17 protein-coding genes are annotated in these 17,671 nt (G+C 39.9%); 7 read left to right on the top strand and 10 right to left on the bottom strand.

The window, feature by feature from the left end:
• Window positions 1–196: 196 nt before the first annotated feature.
• The 4 genes from BC008_RS40330 to BC008_RS40315 all read right to left on the bottom strand — a co-directional run bounded on the left by BC008_RS40330 (window position 197) and on the right by BC008_RS40315 (window position 3,929).
• A complete protein-coding gene (locus BC008_RS40330) occupies window positions 197–1,111 on the bottom strand; it encodes an NF038130 family PEP-CTERM protein (RefSeq protein ID WP_027846941.1) in 915 nt (304 codons plus the stop codon).
• 415 nt (window positions 1,112–1,526) lie between these two features.
• On the bottom strand, window positions 1,527–2,126 hold the full coding sequence (locus tag BC008_RS40325) for an arsinothricin resistance N-acetyltransferase ArsN1 family B (RefSeq protein ID WP_063800826.1): 600 nt from the start codon (window positions 2,124–2,126) through the stop codon (window positions 1,527–1,529).
• 139 nt (window positions 2,127–2,265) lie between these two features.
• Window positions 2,266–3,438, bottom strand: a complete 1,173-nt coding sequence (locus BC008_RS40320; RefSeq protein WP_027847074.1) for a RuBisCO large subunit C-terminal-like domain-containing protein — start codon at window positions 3,436–3,438, stop codon at window positions 2,266–2,268.
• 116 nt (window positions 3,439–3,554) lie between these two features.
• The gene (locus BC008_RS40315; protein ID WP_058184089.1) at window positions 3,555–3,929 is read right to left on the bottom strand and encodes a c-type cytochrome; all 375 of its coding nucleotides are present in this window, start codon (window positions 3,927–3,929) and stop codon (window positions 3,555–3,557) included.
• A gap of 210 nt (window positions 3,930–4,139) precedes the next feature.
• On the opposite strand from BC008_RS40315, the gene petG reads away from it, so the two are divergent.
• Window positions 4,140–4,253: a cytochrome b6-f complex subunit V gene (gene petG, locus BC008_RS47160; protein ID WP_072207778.1), complete on the top strand. Its 114-nt coding sequence runs from the start codon at window positions 4,140–4,142 to the stop codon at window positions 4,251–4,253.
• Window positions 4,254–4,514: 261 nt separating this feature from the next.
• Here petG and rsmD read toward each other — a convergent pair whose 3' ends face one another.
• Together rsmD and hisH are read right to left on the bottom strand one after the other, a co-directional pair.
• Window positions 4,515–5,060 carry a 16S rRNA (guanine(966)-N(2))-methyltransferase RsmD gene (rsmD, locus tag BC008_RS40310; protein WP_027842725.1) on the bottom strand — a complete coding sequence of 182 codons (546 nt, stop codon included), beginning with the start codon at window positions 5,058–5,060 and terminating at the stop codon, window positions 4,515–4,517.
• Window positions 5,061–5,220: 160 nt separating this feature from the next.
• The gene (gene hisH, locus BC008_RS40305) at window positions 5,221–5,856 is read right to left on the bottom strand and encodes an imidazole glycerol phosphate synthase subunit HisH (protein WP_027842724.1); all 636 of its coding nucleotides are present in this window, start codon (window positions 5,854–5,856) and stop codon (window positions 5,221–5,223) included.
• 58 nt (window positions 5,857–5,914) lie between these two features.
• On the opposite strand from hisH, the gene BC008_RS40300 reads away from it, so the two are divergent.
• Together BC008_RS40300 and BC008_RS40295 are read left to right on the top strand one after the other, a co-directional pair.
• Complete coding sequence (locus BC008_RS40300) at window positions 5,915–6,451, top strand: pyroglutamyl-peptidase I family protein (RefSeq protein ID WP_027842723.1); 537 nt, start codon at window positions 5,915–5,917, stop codon at window positions 6,449–6,451.
• A 40-nt stretch (window positions 6,452–6,491) separates the two neighbouring features.
• Complete coding sequence (locus BC008_RS40295; RefSeq protein ID WP_027842722.1) at window positions 6,492–7,856, top strand: DUF3370 domain-containing protein; 1,365 nt, start codon at window positions 6,492–6,494, stop codon at window positions 7,854–7,856.
• Window positions 7,857–8,118: 262 nt separating this feature from the next.
• Here the strand turns inward: BC008_RS40295 and BC008_RS40290 are convergent, their stop codons facing one another.
• Together BC008_RS40290 and BC008_RS40285 are read right to left on the bottom strand one after the other, a co-directional pair.
• Window positions 8,119–9,132 (bottom strand): DUF3179 domain-containing protein, encoded by a 1,014-nt coding sequence (locus tag BC008_RS40290; RefSeq protein WP_027842721.1) that lies wholly within the window; start codon window positions 9,130–9,132, stop codon window positions 8,119–8,121.
• A gap of 311 nt (window positions 9,133–9,443) precedes the next feature.
• Window positions 9,444–10,292: a M20/M25/M40 family metallo-hydrolase gene (locus BC008_RS40285; protein ID WP_027842720.1), complete on the bottom strand. Its 849-nt coding sequence runs from the start codon at window positions 10,290–10,292 to the stop codon at window positions 9,444–9,446.
• Window positions 10,293–10,410: 118 nt separating this feature from the next.
• Here BC008_RS40285 and dnaK point away from each other — a divergent pair, with 118 nt between their 5' ends.
• The 4 genes from dnaK to BC008_RS40265 all read left to right on the top strand — a co-directional run bounded on the left by dnaK (window position 10,411) and on the right by BC008_RS40265 (window position 15,617).
• Window positions 10,411–12,762 (top strand): molecular chaperone DnaK, encoded by a 2,352-nt coding sequence (gene dnaK / locus BC008_RS40280; protein WP_027842719.1) that lies wholly within the window; start codon window positions 10,411–10,413, stop codon window positions 12,760–12,762.
• Window positions 12,763–13,064: 302 nt separating this feature from the next.
• Window positions 13,065–14,045: a DnaJ C-terminal domain-containing protein gene (locus tag BC008_RS40275; RefSeq protein ID WP_027842718.1), complete on the top strand. Its 981-nt coding sequence runs from the start codon at window positions 13,065–13,067 to the stop codon at window positions 14,043–14,045.
• Between the two features lie 362 nt (window positions 14,046–14,407).
• Complete coding sequence (locus BC008_RS40270; RefSeq protein WP_082650653.1) at window positions 14,408–14,989, top strand: J domain-containing protein; 582 nt, start codon at window positions 14,408–14,410, stop codon at window positions 14,987–14,989.
• A 355-nt stretch (window positions 14,990–15,344) separates the two neighbouring features.
• Complete coding sequence (locus BC008_RS40265; protein WP_027842717.1) at window positions 15,345–15,617, top strand: DUF3143 domain-containing protein; 273 nt, start codon at window positions 15,345–15,347, stop codon at window positions 15,615–15,617.
• Between the two features lie 298 nt (window positions 15,618–15,915).
• Here the strand turns inward: BC008_RS40265 and BC008_RS40260 are convergent, their stop codons facing one another.
• Window positions 15,916–16,665, bottom strand: a complete 750-nt coding sequence (locus BC008_RS40260) for an isoprenyl transferase (protein ID WP_027842716.1) — start codon at window positions 16,663–16,665, stop codon at window positions 15,916–15,918.
• Window positions 16,662–17,585, bottom strand: a complete 924-nt coding sequence (gene cdaA / locus BC008_RS40255; RefSeq protein WP_027842715.1) for a diadenylate cyclase CdaA — start codon at window positions 17,583–17,585, stop codon at window positions 16,662–16,664. Before cdaA ends, BC008_RS40260 begins: the two co-directional genes overlap by 4 nt.
• Window positions 17,586–17,671: the final 86 nt, after the last annotated feature.

Genomic DNA, 17,671 nt, shown 5'->3' with positions numbered 1-17,671 from the left:
GTTGTCGTTGTGAGAGACAATAACTCTACTACATCAGCCCTATTTTTCATACTCTTTTTTTGGCGAAGGTATTGTAGTGTTAAATGATATTCCAACCTTAGTTTAATGTTTGACCATTACCTTCAATTTTTGTTTTCGGAAAGTGAAAATATAGATTAAACAAACATACACCGGTATACTGCTTAGTGTTTCCTCGCTAAGCTTTTTTCATTTTGTGTTGGGAAACAACCATACCTGCAACAGTTAATAAACCTAACATGACAGAGGGTTCTGGTACTGCTGTTGGTTTTACACCGTTGAGTGTCACTTCGTAATTACCATTGTGGGATACACCATCACCTTTTTCAAATAACCCAGATTTAGTAGCCTCAAAACTGTAGAGAAACTTAGTGGCACCATTATAAGTGACTTTTACAACTTCACTCGCTTGGATTGGTCCAGAACCATTACGGAATGAATTTACTAATCCCCCAAAAGGAGTAGAATTCAAGCTACTCATTAACATATCGGTTGCATCGAAGTGACCTGCTAATCCAATGCTAATTAAACCAGTACTACTATCTTGATTGACGTAAGAAATATTTGGATCGCTAAAGCGTTGCAAGCCTCCTTCATTCATAAACATGGAAAGTCCTGTCCTGTAAGCAATGAATTTATTAAAGGAATCTATTTGAAGCAAACTTCCAAATCCATTTGCGATCAAAGCTTCATCAAACCAACGTTGAGCAAAGCTCATACCACTAGCATCTTTACTCATCCAGTCATCATACGTTAGGCTGCTCAAAGTAATATCTTGACCGCCAATTTGACCCATTAAAGTAGTATTCTTGGAAAAATCAAATCCAACTTTCTCGCTGTCTGCTGCTAACTCTACGTTACCTCCAGGATTTTTTGTATTACCCCCTAAAGCTTTTTGAACATTTTTTAGAGTTTTATCGTCATTATTAGATGTATTGGTACCATCAGAATCATATACATAATAATCTGTCGGTGCAGAGCCGCCTATCTCAGCACTTTTCAAGCTATCAGCAAGTGCTGGAGCACTAAACATTCCACCCATACCAGCAGCAATTGATGTAGCGAGCAACAATTTTTTAACAGCACTTTTCATCTTCCGGTCTCCTCAGAATTTGATTTTTTATACTTAAGTTTTTCTAAACTTAGAATTTTCTAAACTTAAAATTTTCTAAGATTTGGTTTGGTTACAAGTTTTTATTTTTACGAATACAACTGTTTTTGGTCGTATCTCATGTTTGTTATCCAAACACAGTTTAGAAAATTAGGAGACGATATTGGGTGAAGGATTGATGGTTTATTAATAAAACAAAGCTAAAAAAATAGCTAAAATATCCATTAAAAATTACGTTTATTCACTTATACATAGAATCAATCAAAACAAATTTTACATAGTAGTAGTACAGTTAGTTTGAAATAGAGTGTCGATTAAAAATCACTAAAACGCCTAAATTATAAGCTTTTTGACTTTTTAATTTTGACTTTTAACTTTTTACTTCCCCATAGCGGCGCTATCTCAGCAAATAAATACCACTTTCTAAAGCAGATTTAAACTCAGTAGAATTACGTGTCAAATTAATATTTTGTGGTTGTTCTGGATTACTAACCAGTGGTTGCAATGAAAGTTCGTACCATGCAACATCACGCCAAGCACCATTTTTGTACCCAACTCTGTGATAAGTTCCAATTGGTTTAAATCCCATTTTTTCATGAAGTCGAGCACTACCTGGATTGGGGAGAGTCATACCAGCATAGGCATTAAAATAACCCTGAAGCGTTAAAATTTGAAATAACGAAGTATATAAAGCTTGTCCAATACCAGAACGACGCTCTGTATCGCGAATATAAACGCTGACCTCAACAGACCACTGATAAGCCGCTCGTTGTCTGTGAAGTCCTGCATAAGCGTAACCTAATACTTGACCGTTTTGTTCACAAACTAGCCATGGTAACTGTTGTAAAACAGAGTTGATGCGAGACATCATTTCATCTTGACTAGGTGGTTCAACTTCAAAAGATACCACCGATGATGAATCGTTACAGAAAGGGGCGTAAATATCTAAAATTTGCACAGCATCACTTTCTGTAGCAAGTCTAATAATTGAAGACACCGCAAATGATCCTTGATATTAACTCGATAAGTAAAAATTAAGTAAACACGGTTAAAGTGTAACCACCAATTACCAATTACCAATTACCAATCACCAATTACCAATTACCAATTACCAATCACACCACCAGATTTTGTACCTAATTTCCATTTCCCCATTTTTCCACTGCTTTTCGCAATACCCCATCAGGTAAGTTTTCCAAATCAAAAGATTCACCTTTATTGAATCGCTCCAAAGCTGCAAAAAACGCCTTGACCCCAGATGCAGGACCATCGGGATGATCCATAATTCCAGTACCTGCATTCAGGATGACGTCTTGACCGTAATCACTTACGGCTTTGGGGACAATACCTGGATGGATACCTGCTGAAGGAACGGGAAAAACATTGCGATCGCGCAGAATATCTCTAATTCTGGCTTCTTCCAACTTATCAAAAGGTAAACTACCGTAATGTGCGGGATACAACACAGCATCAGCGCCACCATAAGCCATCAGGGTTCCAAGAACTACTGAATATGCCATACCATAATTAGGGGCTGCACACATCGCTCCTGCAAAAGCTGGATGTGTAAAAATAGGAACATTTATCTCTGCATCCGCAGCTAAGGCTTGTAACACTGAAAAGCCATAGGAAAGAACATTAACTAAAAGTGCGTTTGCACCTTCACGAACTAATAAACGTGCTTTATCTAGTAACTTGTCAGCACTACCAGTGACATTAACTGCATACAACACAGTACGTCCAGTTTTCTGCTTCACAGCATCAATAATTGGGCGACAAGCCTTTAGGCGCTCCAATGTTGGTGCAACATCCAAATCGCCGAGAATTTCATCATCTTTGATAATATCTAATCCTGCAAAAGCAACTTCCTTAAAAATCCCTCCATGGTCTTGAGCAGAAAGTCCCAATGCAGGTTTAAAAATCGCCATAATTAGAGGACGGTCAAACACGCCAAGTTTTTCTCGAATACCAGTAATCCCAAATTGGGGTTGTAAACCGTATTCTTTTGGAAGACGCACTGCAACAACTTTTGCTGCACCAGCCATGGAATACTTACCAAAAATCATCGTCACTAGGCTGGAAATATCATTTTCTACATTTTTTTCCGGAAAGCGAATAGTAGCGATACTTTGACCTGTTACTTCATCATTTTCAACAGAGATAACCTCTCCCAAATGGGATTTTAAAGTTGCTTCGCGATCAGTAAAACGGGCATTCCAAGTACCTGCAGTTTGCCCCACGGCGATAATCTTGGCTTGTTTTTGGGCATCTACACCCGCAGGGAAACGGTAATCAACTTCTATTGTCATTGCTAATGGGTAATTGGTAATTGGTAATTGGTAGTCGTGATTAGTTACAAGTTTATAAGTTACTAATCTCCAGTCGCTAATCCCCAGTCGCCAATCCCCAATCCCCAATCCCCAATCTAAAGACTTTCTAAAAAACTTAAAAGGTCAGCCATTTCTTGAGGATTAGGCTGAAACTTTGGCATTGGAGGGGTTTCACCACTGACAACTTGTTTAATTAACCCAAAACGAGATTTACGTCTTGATACTGCTTGTAAACTAGGACCAACGCTTCCATTTGCCTCTAAACCATGACAACCAGCACAATTAATTTGAAAAATAGCATGTCCTTGAACTGGATCGCCATCTAATGACAAAACTGTTTTGATATACGGATCGGAAGCCCGAGCCAAATTAACTGCAAAAACGACCAATAAGACTGCTAGCACAAGGGCTAGAGCCGTCAAAAAAATGCGCTGCATTAGAGCTTCGGGTTTAGCGATCTGATTATCCAACGGATTTGCTGCTATGGTCGAGGTTTGCCAGAAAATATTAATTTCATACACATAGCTTAAAAGTTCTTGATTTTGTCTGCAAGCGCGTGGAGGAATTTTATTCGTTTCTTTAAGAGCTGAAAATCTATCAATGAAGCCCTTACAACCCAATTTGGTAGAATCAGAATCGTGAATTAATTTGTTTACTAATCGCAACAAAGGAGTTGTCTGGTGGTTGAACCTTTACTCTGTGGAATTGTTCTAGGTTTGTGTTTCGTCACCCTCGGCGGACTATTTTATAAAGCATATGACCAGTACAAGCGTGGTAACCAACTAGGTTTGTAAGTCATATCAGGACTAACTGGGGCGCAATTGCTTGCGCCCTTGATATTTTTTACTTGAGGTTCTCCCTTCATATTTGTTTAAAAATTTACTCATTTAGAATCTGAATATGACCTGTTTTGGCAGCTATGATATCTGTCGAGGTGTTAATTGGTAATTGGTAATTGGTAATTGGTATACGTACGGCCGCACTGCTAACGCAGTGTTAGCAAGGCGTGACGCGTAAGCGTCATATGGTAATTGGTAATCCCCAGTCGCCAATCCCTAATCCCCATTCCTGTAGAAAGTTAATCCCGTACTACCATAAGTTTTTTCACGGCAAATACTCCAGCCAGAAATTATCGGTGATGTCCAATCCTTGGAACTATGTTCAACTGCAATTTCACCTTCCGGTTCTAAAATTTGGTTGACAGAGATTTTTTCCAAGACAGGTTGATATAAACCACTTGCATAGGGTGGGTCGAAATAAATCCTACTGAATTGCTGTCCTTTAAGTTTTTCTAACTGCGATAGTAGATCGCCCTGTAAAATCTTAAATTTTTGTTCGTCGTTAGCAAATTGTTGCCAGTTTTCTTTTATTACGCTGCAAGCACGGCGAGATTTTTCGATACCTACTACTAAACTCGCCCCTCGACATAAAGCTTCTGCACCCATCGAACCCGTTCCGGTACACAAGTCTAGCCAACTACATTCAGTAATTGTACCCTGCCAAATATTGAAAACTGCTTCTCTTACACGTGCAACCGTCGGTCTTGTTTCTTTTCCTGGTAGCGTTTTCAGCTGACGATTACCGTAAATTCTCAGACTCATACTTTATCTTTTTCGGACTCGGGATAATTTGCACCACAAACTTTGCCTCACTTCAACCCAATTACAGAAAAGTAAAGTTACCACAAACATGAAACTGTAATGATTTAAAGTGGGCGTAAATATCCCAACATTTTAATCTAAGTTGTCGAAAATAAATGTATTAAACCATAACTTTTTCTCTAACCTGAGACACAAAGTTTGACAAAATTTGTAATCCAATATTAGAAGATTTTTCCGGATGGAACTGTACCGCCATTAAATTGTCTTTAGCAATTGCAGCTGTTACAGTTTGATTCCCGTGAGTAATATTAGCTGCAGAAATTTTTGGATCTATGGGGTCGACGTAAAAAGAATGAACAAAATAAACCCATGGTCTAGAAGGTAAATGTTCCCATAAAGTTGATTTTTGTTGGGTTATTTCCAGCTGATTCCAACCCATATGAGGAATTGTAATTCCTGCTTCTGGCTGAAAACGTTTTACTTTTCCGGGAATAATTCCTAATCCCCTTTCAATACCTTCTTCACTAGATTCAAAGAGAATTTGCAGTCCTAAACAAATACCTAAGAATGGTTTACCTGATGCAATAACTGATTTTATTGGACCTTCTAAACCTCGATTTCGCAAGTTTCGCATTGCGGGGTCAAAAGCTCCAACACCTGGTAAAACGACGGCATCTGCTCTTTCTAAATCCTTAGAATAATCTGTAATTTTTGGAATAGCTCCTGCTTTTTCTAATCCTTTACAGACTGAGTGCAAATTACCCATCTCGTAATCTACGATTGCAATTACAGCCATTTGCCTGCTCCCGATAAATTTATTATGGAGGGTATTTCTATTGTAAATAAAATTTTTTATGAAGAGAAGAATACTATTAACTTCTTTTGATATTTGGCTTCCAGATCAAAAATCAAATTCTGCAAATGATTTGTTGATTGCTCTCGAAAAAATTCACCCAACAGATGATTATTTAACTTTTGTAAAACAGATACCAGTTGATGTTTCTTTGGCTAGCAATCGGGTAATTAAAAAAATCCGTCAAATCCAGCCAGGTGCAATAATCTGTTGTGGCATGGCAGAAAAAAGAACTCAATTGAGTGTGGAATCAAATGCTAGTAGTACAGCTATATCATCGGCTGAAAATCATCAAAGAGTTCTCTACACAACAGTTGATTTAGAACTGTTAGTCAAGGGTATAGAAACTGTTCAGATTAGCCATGACTGCGGTAAATTTGTCTGTGAAGGACTTTATTATTCAGTCTTAGATTATTTGCAACAAAATCAAATCAAAATTCCTTGCATATTTGTTCACGTTCCGATTTTGACTGAAGAAAATACTTCATCTATCCTTAATCATTTTCTATTAATTATTGATAGACTGGCACTTTCATAAACTTATGTGCGTCTTGATGGTGCAAAAAACGTCTGGATATATGTTGCCATTCTTACTAAATTTTTCAATTGCTTTTCCGATCGCTCAAGTTACTCCTTCTCCAACACCGGTAGAATTTGTTCGACCACAGGAAGTTCGACCTTTGTCAGGGAATCTTGATAATGTCCCTGTATTTAATAGCAATAGTCCAGAATTAGTTCTTAAAGAAGGAATTTTACTTTCTACTTTTCCCCAAAAAGATAAAAAATCGCCAGAAGCACACTTGAATTTTCCCTTCCGGGGTCGATTTGATGTATTTGCACATCATGTTGCGAAAGCTCCCACACCAGAAGATTTACGGACACTATATATAGGTGTAATTCTGCATAATCCCAGCAAAGAAGCTGTAAAGGTTGATGTATTGCATGCAGCCAGTTATCTCAGTCAACCCGATGCGCCATTTGTTGACCTACCAGCCCAAGAGAATAATCTTTTTGGTAAAGTGCACGCTGGTCCGGGTAGTCGCGCTACCCATGACGTTCTCCGCAGTAAGCGACAGTCTATCTTACCTCCGCAAATTACCATTCCACCTGGTGAAAGTAAAATGTTACTAAATTCACCAATCCCGGTAAAAGAATTCGACCCACCCATCAACGGTAGGTCAACTTTAATGCGATTGCGGAGCAATGGAACGGTATATGCAGCTAGTTTGGCAATGTTTGCACCGAATGATGCAAATGGTCAAGAACGCGCTCCAACCCTAGCAGAATGGCAAAATTTACTTAATAATGGCAAGTTAGCCGGACCGCGAGATAAAAAACCAACTCCTCCAGATAAAACTAATAAATCAATAATTTATGGTCGCGTTGCTGGAGTAGCTAAAGGTTCTTTGTGGAGAACTTTACTGCGAGATAGTTCCGAAGCAACTTATTTAACAATTCCTGATCGCGATCGCGCCATTTCTTACGGTGTTAGTACTCTTGATCGCGGTACCCTTGGTACTGAACAGATTCAAAGCGCACCCATGCTAGTCCGCTATCCCGACACAGCATATCGCGCCCACGGTAACTATGGAATCCAATACAGTTTAAGTTTACCGCTTTACAATAATACAAATAACCAGAAAACTGTCAGTGTTTCCTTACAAACACCAATTAAAGAAGATAAGTTAAGTAAAAATGGATTGCGTTTTTTTGCAGAACCAACCAAAAGAGTATTTTTCCGGGGAACAGTATTAGTCCGCTACACCGATGATAAAGGAATACCGCAGACACGTTACGTACATTTGGTGCAAAACCGAGGCGAACAAGGTAAACCTTTAGTAACCCTAAATATCAAGCCAAATGACACAAGATTGGTGCGGGTAGACTTTCTTTATCCTCCAGATGCAACCCCACCTCAGGTGTTGACAGTAAGAACTTTTTGATTTGGGTAGGGTGTGTTACGGTGCGGTTTAATGATGGGGAAAAAGAAACATATCTTTGAACCGTAACACACCACCAGATACATCAGGTTAACTCACATCTTGCACCAATAAAATTTGATGTATTTCAATCACTCAGTATTAACGGCAAAACCTTAATTTAGCGATAAAAGCTAAGCAAAATAATGTAGCTTTATTGCGGTAATTTTGAGGTTTTAGTGTTTTACACCCAGAGGTGCAAGATCTGAGTTAAGGTTTCAATCACTCAAAAAAATGCTGGATAAACAAAAGCAAATGCTGTGGAACTTGGTATTTGCTTTCCATCGAGTTCTTCCACAATAACTGTTTCAAATTCCTTATCCCAACGAGCGCGGATTTGACGATCGTTAAAATCAACTAATTTGGTACCAACTTTTGCCATTTCTTGGTGACTAAACTGTAAACTTGCACCAGAAAAACGGTTATTAGGCTTTTGATTATCTGCTTCCCATACATAGGTGACAATTGCTTTGGGAGGAAGCTTGCGGGAATCTTGATTGCGGACGGGGAATATAATTTGATTATCTGTGTAATAGGTACCGTAGGGATATCTTTGGTAATCGCGGTTATGTCCGGTTTTGGTGGAAAGAATTTTACTGTTGGGATATTTTTTTAACCAAGCACCAAGGGTTGTTTTAACTGTGGGAACTTTTGCTAAAGAAAGATTAGTTCTAGGACCAACCACACCCAAAGCCCAAGGTTGAGCGTAAAGGGTATCATTGGCGCGATCGTACATTATTAAACAGCTTTGATAAAGTTTTCCTGAGACCCCAAAAGTTGAACCACCTCGTTGAAAAGCAACTATTGTGTCACATAAAGGACAATAGGAAACCGCTACATTAATACCCCCAACCGTATCATTAACTATTTCATGCCAATTCATAATCCCAAACGGATAAACTTTGACTTCTCCATTTACAACAACACCAATAACTGTTTCATCTGATTTGAAAGGTGTAGTTTTGGCTGTATCAAAGCTGGGATTATCAATACTGGGGATACCATCTTTACCTGGTCCTCCATCCAGCAAATCATCTAATTTAATTCGGGCGTTCTCCAGTGGGTTTTTATTTTGTTTGTGCAGGTCATCAAGTTCTTTATTTTGGTCATTAAAATATTTGGTCAGAAAAAAATAGCGGAGTTTAAAATTATCCCAACCACCAGCATGAGTCACTAATCCGCCAAATGCGATCGCGATCGTTAATATTGCAGCAATGGCTAACCGGGTTAGTATCTTCATCGCTCGTATCCTCAAACTCCTTCCTACTAATTACTAGTAGATTTGATGAAGTTTAATGCAGCTTGAGAATCAGATAATAATTTGATGAGAGGGGATTGGGGATTGGGGACTATAGGGATTGGGGATTGGGATTAATTTTGCACCGATGCGCTTCGTCTCATTGTGTTAACAGTGCTAGCTGTATTTGGGTGGCGTTAGCCACATAGAAATTAGATTTGAGAAACCGATGAATAAAATACTTTATCTATCTTCCCAATCGCCATATGACGCTATCGCGTCACGCTTTGCTAACGCCAATCCCGAATCCCGAATCAAATCTTCCTAATCCCTTGCTCCAAACCCCGACAAACTCCCGTAAGAAAATCCAAATCTAAAGTAGCAATAGTATCGCTAGGTTTATGATAATGGGGGTTGCGCATAAATGATGTATCCGTGACCATCATTGCTGGATAACCCACATCCCAAAATGGTGCATGGTCGCTCCGTCGAGTTGGAGGAACTAATTTACCCTTATTTGGTACTGTTAGCCATTCGCTAGGTGTCCCAGATTGGCGGATGTTACGGCATAGATGAATTAAATCTGGTATAGTTCGCAAATTACCAATTAAAGCAATAAAGTCCCCACAATCGGGATAAAAGCGTTCTAAAGGAGGAGGGTAAGATTGGGAATTAGGTCTAGAATCTTTATAACCCAGCATTTCCAGAGAAATCATCAAACGTAATTTTTGTTTCTCTTGCTGCAACATTGCTGCATATTCAGCAGAACCAATTAAGCCATATTCTTCCATATCAAAAGCTATTAGCCGCAGGGGATATTTAATAGGTTCTTTTGCAAACATTCTGGCTAATTCTAACAAAACAGCCACCCCCGTAGCATTATCATCAGCCCCCGGAGATCCCGGAACAGCATCATAATGAGCTGCAATTAAAATTGGTGGTAAATCTCTCTTTTTCTTTCTGGGTAAACCGGGTAAATTGAGGATGAGATTTTTGAATGTTTTACTTTTGAATGAAAAGGTGTGGATTTCCACACTTCCCCACTGACTAAATGAAGCGCGAATGTATTCCTGGACAAAAAAATGACCAGCCGACGCCATATATGGATCGCGCTCCCGTACTATTTCAGAGAGGTGAGTTGTTAGTTGCTCTTTTAAATTCACAAATTAATTGATAAAGAATACTCAATGACAGTGTATTTCTCAAGTGCAAGATACAATAAATCAAGCATTGGATCTAAAGAAATAAAATTTATAAGTAACATTAGGAGAAAAGTAACGCATGGGCAAAGTAGTCGGCATTGATTTGGGTACAACCAACTCAGTAGTTGCCGTCATGGAGGGAGGCAAGCCGGTGGTTATTGCCAATGCTGAAGGAATGCGAACCACACCCTCGGTGGTAGGCTTTAGTAAAGATGGCGAAAGAGTTGTGGGACAAATGGCGCGGCGACAAACCATCCTCAATCCCCAAAATACTTTTTTCGCAATTAAACGCTTTATGGGACGTAAGTATGGCGAACTTAGTCCGGAAACGAAGCGTGTACCTTATACCATCCGCAAAGATGAGTTTGGCAGTATCAAAATTAAATGTCCGCGTTTAAGTAAGGACTTTGCCCCAGAAGAAGTTTCCGCAATGATATTGAAGAAGTTAGCGGAAGATGCAAGTACTTATTTGGGAGAAACTGTAACCGGCGCGGTGATTACAGTTCCAGCATACTTTAATGATTCTCAACGCCAAGCTACCCGAGATGCAGGTAGAATTGCTGGTTTAGAAGTGTTACGAATTCTTAACGAACCTACTTCCGCATCTTTAGCCTACGGTTTAGATAAGGCTGAAAATGAAACTATCTTGGTATTTGACTTGGGTGGCGGTACTTTTGATGTTTCTATTTTGGATGTAGGCGATGGTGTATTTGAAGTCAAAGCAACTAGCGGTGATACCCAGTTGGGGGGTAATGACTTTGATACGCGGATTGTAAATTGGTTAGCAGAACAATTTTTAGAAACTGAAGGCGTAGATTTAAGACGCGATCGCCAAGCTTTACAGCGTTTAATGGAAGCGGCAGAAAAAGCCAAAATTGAACTTTCGGCGGTTGGGGTCACTGATATCAATTTACCGTTTATTACCGCTACAGAAGATGGTCCAAAGCATTTAGAAACTCGGTTGACTCGGGCTCAGTTTGAAGGAATGTGCGATGATCTGTTAGGAAGATTGCGCAACCCAGTCAAACGGGCGTTACGAGATGCGGGATTGTCGCCACGAAGTATTGATGAAGTAGTATTGGTAGGTGGTTCTACCCGGATGCCGATGGTTAGACAATTGGTTCGGGCAATGATTGGTTTGGAACCTAACCAAAATGTCAATCCTGATGAAGTTGTGGCGGTGGGTGCAGCGGTGCAAGCAGGCATTCTCGCCGGAGAACTCAAAGATATATTATTGCTGGACGTTACACCTCTATCCCTAGGATTAGAAACTATTGGCGGGGTGGCGAAAAAATTAATTCCTCGTAACACTACTATCCCAGTTCGCCGTTCCGATGTTTTCTCTACTTCGGAAAATAACCAAAATACCGTCGAAATTCATATTGTCCAAGGCGAACGGGAAATGGCTGCGGATAATAAATCCCTGGGACGATTTAAGTTATACGGTATTCCACCAGCACCGAGAGGTATCCCACAAATACAAGTATCTTTTGACATAGATGCAAATGGAATCTTACAGGTAACAGCTTTAGACCGGACTACCGGAAGAGAACAAAGTATTACAATTCAAGGCGCTTCCAATCTTAGTGAAGCTGAAATCCGCCAGATAATTCAAGAAGCTGAAAAATTTGCGGAAGTAGACAGACAGCGCAAAGAAAAAGTAGAAAAGCGCAATCGTGCTGAAGCATTAATATTGCAAGCCGAAAGACAATTACGGGAAGTAGCATTAGATTTAGGTATCAATTTTGCTCGCAATCGCCGCCAGCGCATAGATAATATTTGTCGAGAACTGCGGGAAAGTTTGGAAGCCCAAGACGAGCGGGGAATAGATCAGACCTATGCTGATTTGCAAGATGCTTTATATGAATTAAGTCGGGAAGTTCGGGAATTCTTCCAAGAAGATGAAGAAGATGACCTATTTGGTACAATTCGCGACATCTTTATTGGTGAGAAAGATGATGACGATCGCGATTTTTACAACGACAGAAGCTACAATCGAGATTATGATCGGGGCGGTTATAACCGGGGTGGTAGCTATGACCGAGGTGGTGGCTATGACCGTGGTGGTGGCTATGACCGTGGTGGTTACGAGCGGGGTGGTGGCTACGAGCGGGGTGGTGGCTATGACCGAGAACCTAACCCAAGTTATAACCAAGGGTATGAGAAAGATTACAACCGGGGTCGCAACAACAACCGAGATTGGGAACAAGACGACAGGCGAGGATATGATAGCGATCGCGATCTAGGAAGCTATGACCGAGAAAGAAGCAAAGACTATAACCAAGGATATGGTCGAGGTTATGATAGAGATCGAGATGTAGAAAGGGATAGCAAAGACAGCCGTTCTTATAAAGGAAAGCGAAGTTCTTCCCGCAACCCCCGCCCCAGCTACAGAGATAATTGGGATGACGATGATGATGATTGGTTCTAAGTTATACCAGCAATTACCTGTATACGGGACTTTCGGCTTTATCTGTAGTAAATATCTGCAAATTATTGAACTGTACGGATAGTTACTAAAGGCTGAGCTTAGTGGGTGTCATGTGCGGATTTTACCAACAGGAATTTGTAGTCATTCCTCGGTTACAAATCTCCTATCCGCAAGGACAGAGAATAACAAGAATTAAAAATATTAATAAACAAAGGAATATTTATTGTCCAATAAAAAAAATTAACATCTAAAATCTAACATCTGAAATCTAAAATCTAGAATCTCAACTTAAACAACTGGCTATGCAGAATTTGCAGAATTTCCGCGATTATTACGAAATTTTGGGAGTATCTAAAAATGCCTCTATTGAGGAGATTAAAAAGGTTTATCGTCGTTTGGCGAGACAGTACCACCCCGATTTAAATCCAGGTGATAAATCTGCTGAAGAAAAATTTAAAGCCATCGGTGAAGCCTACGGAGTACTTTCTGATCCCGCAAAAAGATCCCAGTACGACGAATTTAGTCGCTTCTGGAAGCAAAAGAATTTTGGTAAGCAAGGTAAACGAGGTGATAGTCGCTCCGCTTCTAGTAACGGAAGTGGAGGTTTCGATCCCAGTCAACATCAAACATTCGAAAGTTTTATTAATCAAGTTATTGGGAGGAATAAAAATTCGAGTACAACAACAGGTAACTCAAGCAAAACTAAGACTACCGATCCGTTTCGTTCTCCCCCCAGAACCAAGTATGAGTATACCGTTAACCCTCGTACCAATCGTCGAGATATTGAAGCTAGACTGACCATACCTTTAGAAAAAGCGTACAAGGGTGGTTTGGAAAGAATTCGTTTGGAAGATGGACGTTCTCTAGAAGTAAAAATGCCCCCAGCGATGGTGACAGGTCAAACTATCCGTCTGCGTAATCAAGGAATTGGTGGTGGTGACTTGTATTTAAAAATCACTGTAGAACCCCATCGAATGTTTAAAATGGAAGGCTTTAATATTTTTTGTCAGGTACCAGTTACTCCTTCAGAAGCTGTGCTTGGGGGACAAGTTGAAGCACCGACTCTTGATGGATTAGTAAAAATGAGTATTCCTCCAGGTGTCAGAACGGGTCAAAGATTGCGCCTCGCAAACAAAGGTTATCCTTACGAAAATGGTAAACGTGGCGACCAATTAGTAGAAATTCAAATAGTAACTCCCAAACAAATTAGCACCCGAGAACGAGAACTTTATGAGAAAATACGACAAATTGAAACTTTTAAGCCCCGTAATGAATTGGGCTAAGATATTTCAGTTCCACAAAAGAAAATTTACTTTTAAATAAATCCCAAACATATCTCAAACTAAATTTCTGTATAGTAGGGCATATTATTCCAAGGTAACAAGATAAATTGTTCAAAATAAATCGCTCAAAAATTTCTCACTCAAAAAATTGTTCAAAAATCTATTGAATTAGTAATTTTGTCAACTAAAAAGTTTATTAGTTTAGAAATTTATCTACTCGTAAATTCATAAACTTAAAAATTTACATATATACTTAGGTTGTTAACTTATGAGTACCCATACCAGGGGGAAAATATAGTTTTACAATATTAAGAGCAGAGAAATCGACACAATAAGTGGAACCAGCTGTGAATCAAAACGGGATATCACAACAGAGCAAACCCAATTATTATTCTCTACTGGGATTGCATCCTGGAGCTTCAGTGATTCAAATTCGTCGTGCTTATCGGGAATTAAGCAAACGCTATCACCCAGACACAACTGATTTACCCACTGCTGTTGCAACTAAAAAGTTTCAACAGATCAACGAAGCTTACGCAACTCTTAGCAACCCAGACCGACGATTTTCCTACGACTTAACAATAGGTTATTCCCGTTTTGGAGTAATTCAACCTCCCTCAGATTTAAATACTCCTGTTTCCCGTTCGTATGACTGGTCTAAATCCGCTTATTTAGATGCTTCAGATCGTCCCTTGTCTCCTGGCGAACTTTTTGCATTGTTTGTATTAGGAGTAACTTTTTTAGCATGTTTGTTATTAGCGATCGCAATTGGTTTAACTCGCGGCGATACTGCTCTAGAAACCCAAATTAGTCAAGCAATGTTTTCCCCCGAACAACCAATTACTTCGAATTTAGTTAGTTACCAATGGGAAACACTTGAAACTCTCAGCTTTGAAACAGAATTCGGGCTAAGTGAATCAGGAGCCAGCAGTAAAATCACATAGGGGTTGTCTTGGTTTTTAAACTTCTACTCGCTTCCAATATCAATGAGATACTGTAGTAGCAAAAATTGAACAAGAGATAAAACCATTAATATAAATCAATCCAAAAATTTTGATACTTTGTAATTCTGATACTTTTAGTTTTTCTGTTTAAATACTTTAGCCAAATATATACCCCCAAAATTCATTCATAAAAGTTGACCTTCAGCGTTCCCATTCACTTTACAATGTGAAATATAGGTTTAGCGTTGTTAAAAGTAATTAGCGCGATTTACAAATGTCCTGGCTGTTGGATATATCTTAAGTCGGCACAGAGTAATATTCTTAACTTCGACAGGTGAATTATTTAGAATTGCTTATGGATCTCCCCGTTCCAGAAACCCCTTTGTATAACCATACCTTGCCCCAAATAGAACAGTGGCTAACACATCAAGGTTGCGAGCAAGATAAAAAAGAGCTAGAGCATTGGCAATTAAAAAGACCAGCCTGGGAAGCGGAGCTTTGGCTGGATATTGAACAAATTATAGTTAAGTATATTCAAGCCGGAGAAAACGGACAAGATATACAACGTTCATTTAAATATTCCCTATCTCGCCGAGATATAGAAGAAGCAGTGTTTTCTGGACCGTAATCTGGGGATTAGGGACTAGGGACTGGTGACTAGGGATAGCATGCGTGCCGCCTTGCGGCATAGAGCCTACGGCGTCGGCAGATCCGCAGGTGACGGCTCCGTAGGTAGCGCAGCTATAGTCATAGCCTCTGGGGACTAGGGACTGGGGACTAGGGACTAGGAAGTAATATTTGAATTTTCATCCCAATTCCTAATCCAATGTGACGCTGTAGATACTAACATGTATGTGCTTACGCCCCGCCTTGCTAACGCCTCACGCTAACGTTAATCCCCAATACCCGAATCCCCAATCCCACTATCAAACTTTCCCAAACCGTCTTTCTCGCTGTTGGTAAGCAGATAAGGCACGGTGAAATTCGTTACGGTCAAAATCTGGCCACAAAGTTTCAGTAATATATATTTCTGAATAAGCAATTTGCCAGAGAAGGAAATTACTAATTCGCATTTCCCCGCTAGTACGAATTAATAAATCTGGGTCGCAACTACCAGCAGTGTAAAGATGGCGTTCAAAAATTGCTTCATCAATTTCATTCGGTTGTAGCAAACCTTTTTGAACTCGATCTGCAATGCTACGACAGGCTTGGAGAATTTCTAGCCTACCCCCGTAATTAGTGGCAACGTTAAACTGGATAGTTCGATTATTCCTGGTTGTTTCCATTGCGTGGGTTATTTCTTTTTGCAACCCCACTGGAAGTTCTTCTAAGTCCCCAACAAAACGAATTTGAACATCCTCCTCTATCATTTCTTCTAGTTCTTGGCGTAAAACTCGTCCAAATAAGGTCATCAAAAATTCGACTTCTTCTTCGGGTCTTTTCCAATTTTCTGTGGAAAAAGCATAAGCCGTCAAAGCTTTTATTCCCCAATCTTTACAGGTGCGGAGCAAATTTTTGAGTGCATCCACTCCTCGTTTGTGACCCATAATTCGGGGTAATCCCCTTTTTTTTGCCCATCGACCATTACCATCGCAAATAACTGCAACGTGTCTGGGTAGTAATTCTCGTTTTAAGTCGACTGGCAAATATTGCTGTTCTGTTTGTTGTGTTGTCATTTTTTATCTCGAGAAGCAGTCGATGATAATCCGGGTAAGTACGAAATCATTTTCAGTGCTTTGTTACGAATCCGACGCCCCAAACTGAATAAATCGGAAGCAACTGCTTCCCGATCAACACTGGGGGATAATCGAGTCTCTAACGACTCTTTCAGCTTCGTGATCGTAAGTGGTCTATTAAGAGTTCCCCTTTCTGCTAAAGAAATAGAACCTGTTTCTTCTGATACAACAACACAAATGCAATTTTCGACCCGCTCAGTAATACCCATCGCTGCCCGATGGCGTGTTCCCAACTGGCGCGAGGCTGTGCGTCCCGAAAGCGGTAAAATTATACCCGAAGCCACTATCCGAGAACCACGTAGCAATGTAGCACCATCGTGTAAAAGAGTTTTCGGCTGAAATATCGTCTGTATCAGTTCTTTAGAAACATTTGCATTTAGTTTTACACCGGGTACGGAAAAGTCCCGCTCGTCAATTTGTCCGGTAGTTTCGATAATCAACAAAGCACCAATACGATTTTTCGAGAGTTCTCTAACTGCATCGACAATTTCATCAATGACACTATCCGCTTTTGGGACTGCCAAATTAGAAGGTTGAAATAACTGGCGAAATTCGCCACGTCCTAGTTGTTCCAAAAATCGGCGGAACTCTGATTGCAGAGCAACCGCCATTGCCACAGCACAGCCAATGACTAACTTTTCCAGTACAAACTTTAACCTTGTGAACTCCGAATTATCAATCAGGGCTGAGACCAACATCAAGATGATAAATCCCCGCACCATCCAGAGTGTGCGACGCTCACTGATCAGAACTAATATCATGTAGGTGAGCGCCAGCACCAACAAAATATCCAGAGTGTCAAGCGGCAAAGACTTTGACCATTCTATATTTTTGAGCCATTGCGCCCACCAATCTCCCATGAAATCTGGATTTTACCTTCGGTCTTTTATCGTATAAGTAAATAGACACTAATCAATAGTCAAAATTCAAAATTCAAAGCACTTTT

Origin of the sequence: Mastigocoleus testarum BC008, from assembly GCF_001456025.1 — a bacterium.
GTDB lineage: Bacteria > Cyanobacteriota > Cyanobacteriia > Cyanobacteriales > Nostocaceae > Mastigocoleus > Mastigocoleus testarum.
The sequence above is the reverse complement of the archived record's forward strand: the minus strand, read 5'-3'. Positions and strand labels throughout refer to the sequence as shown.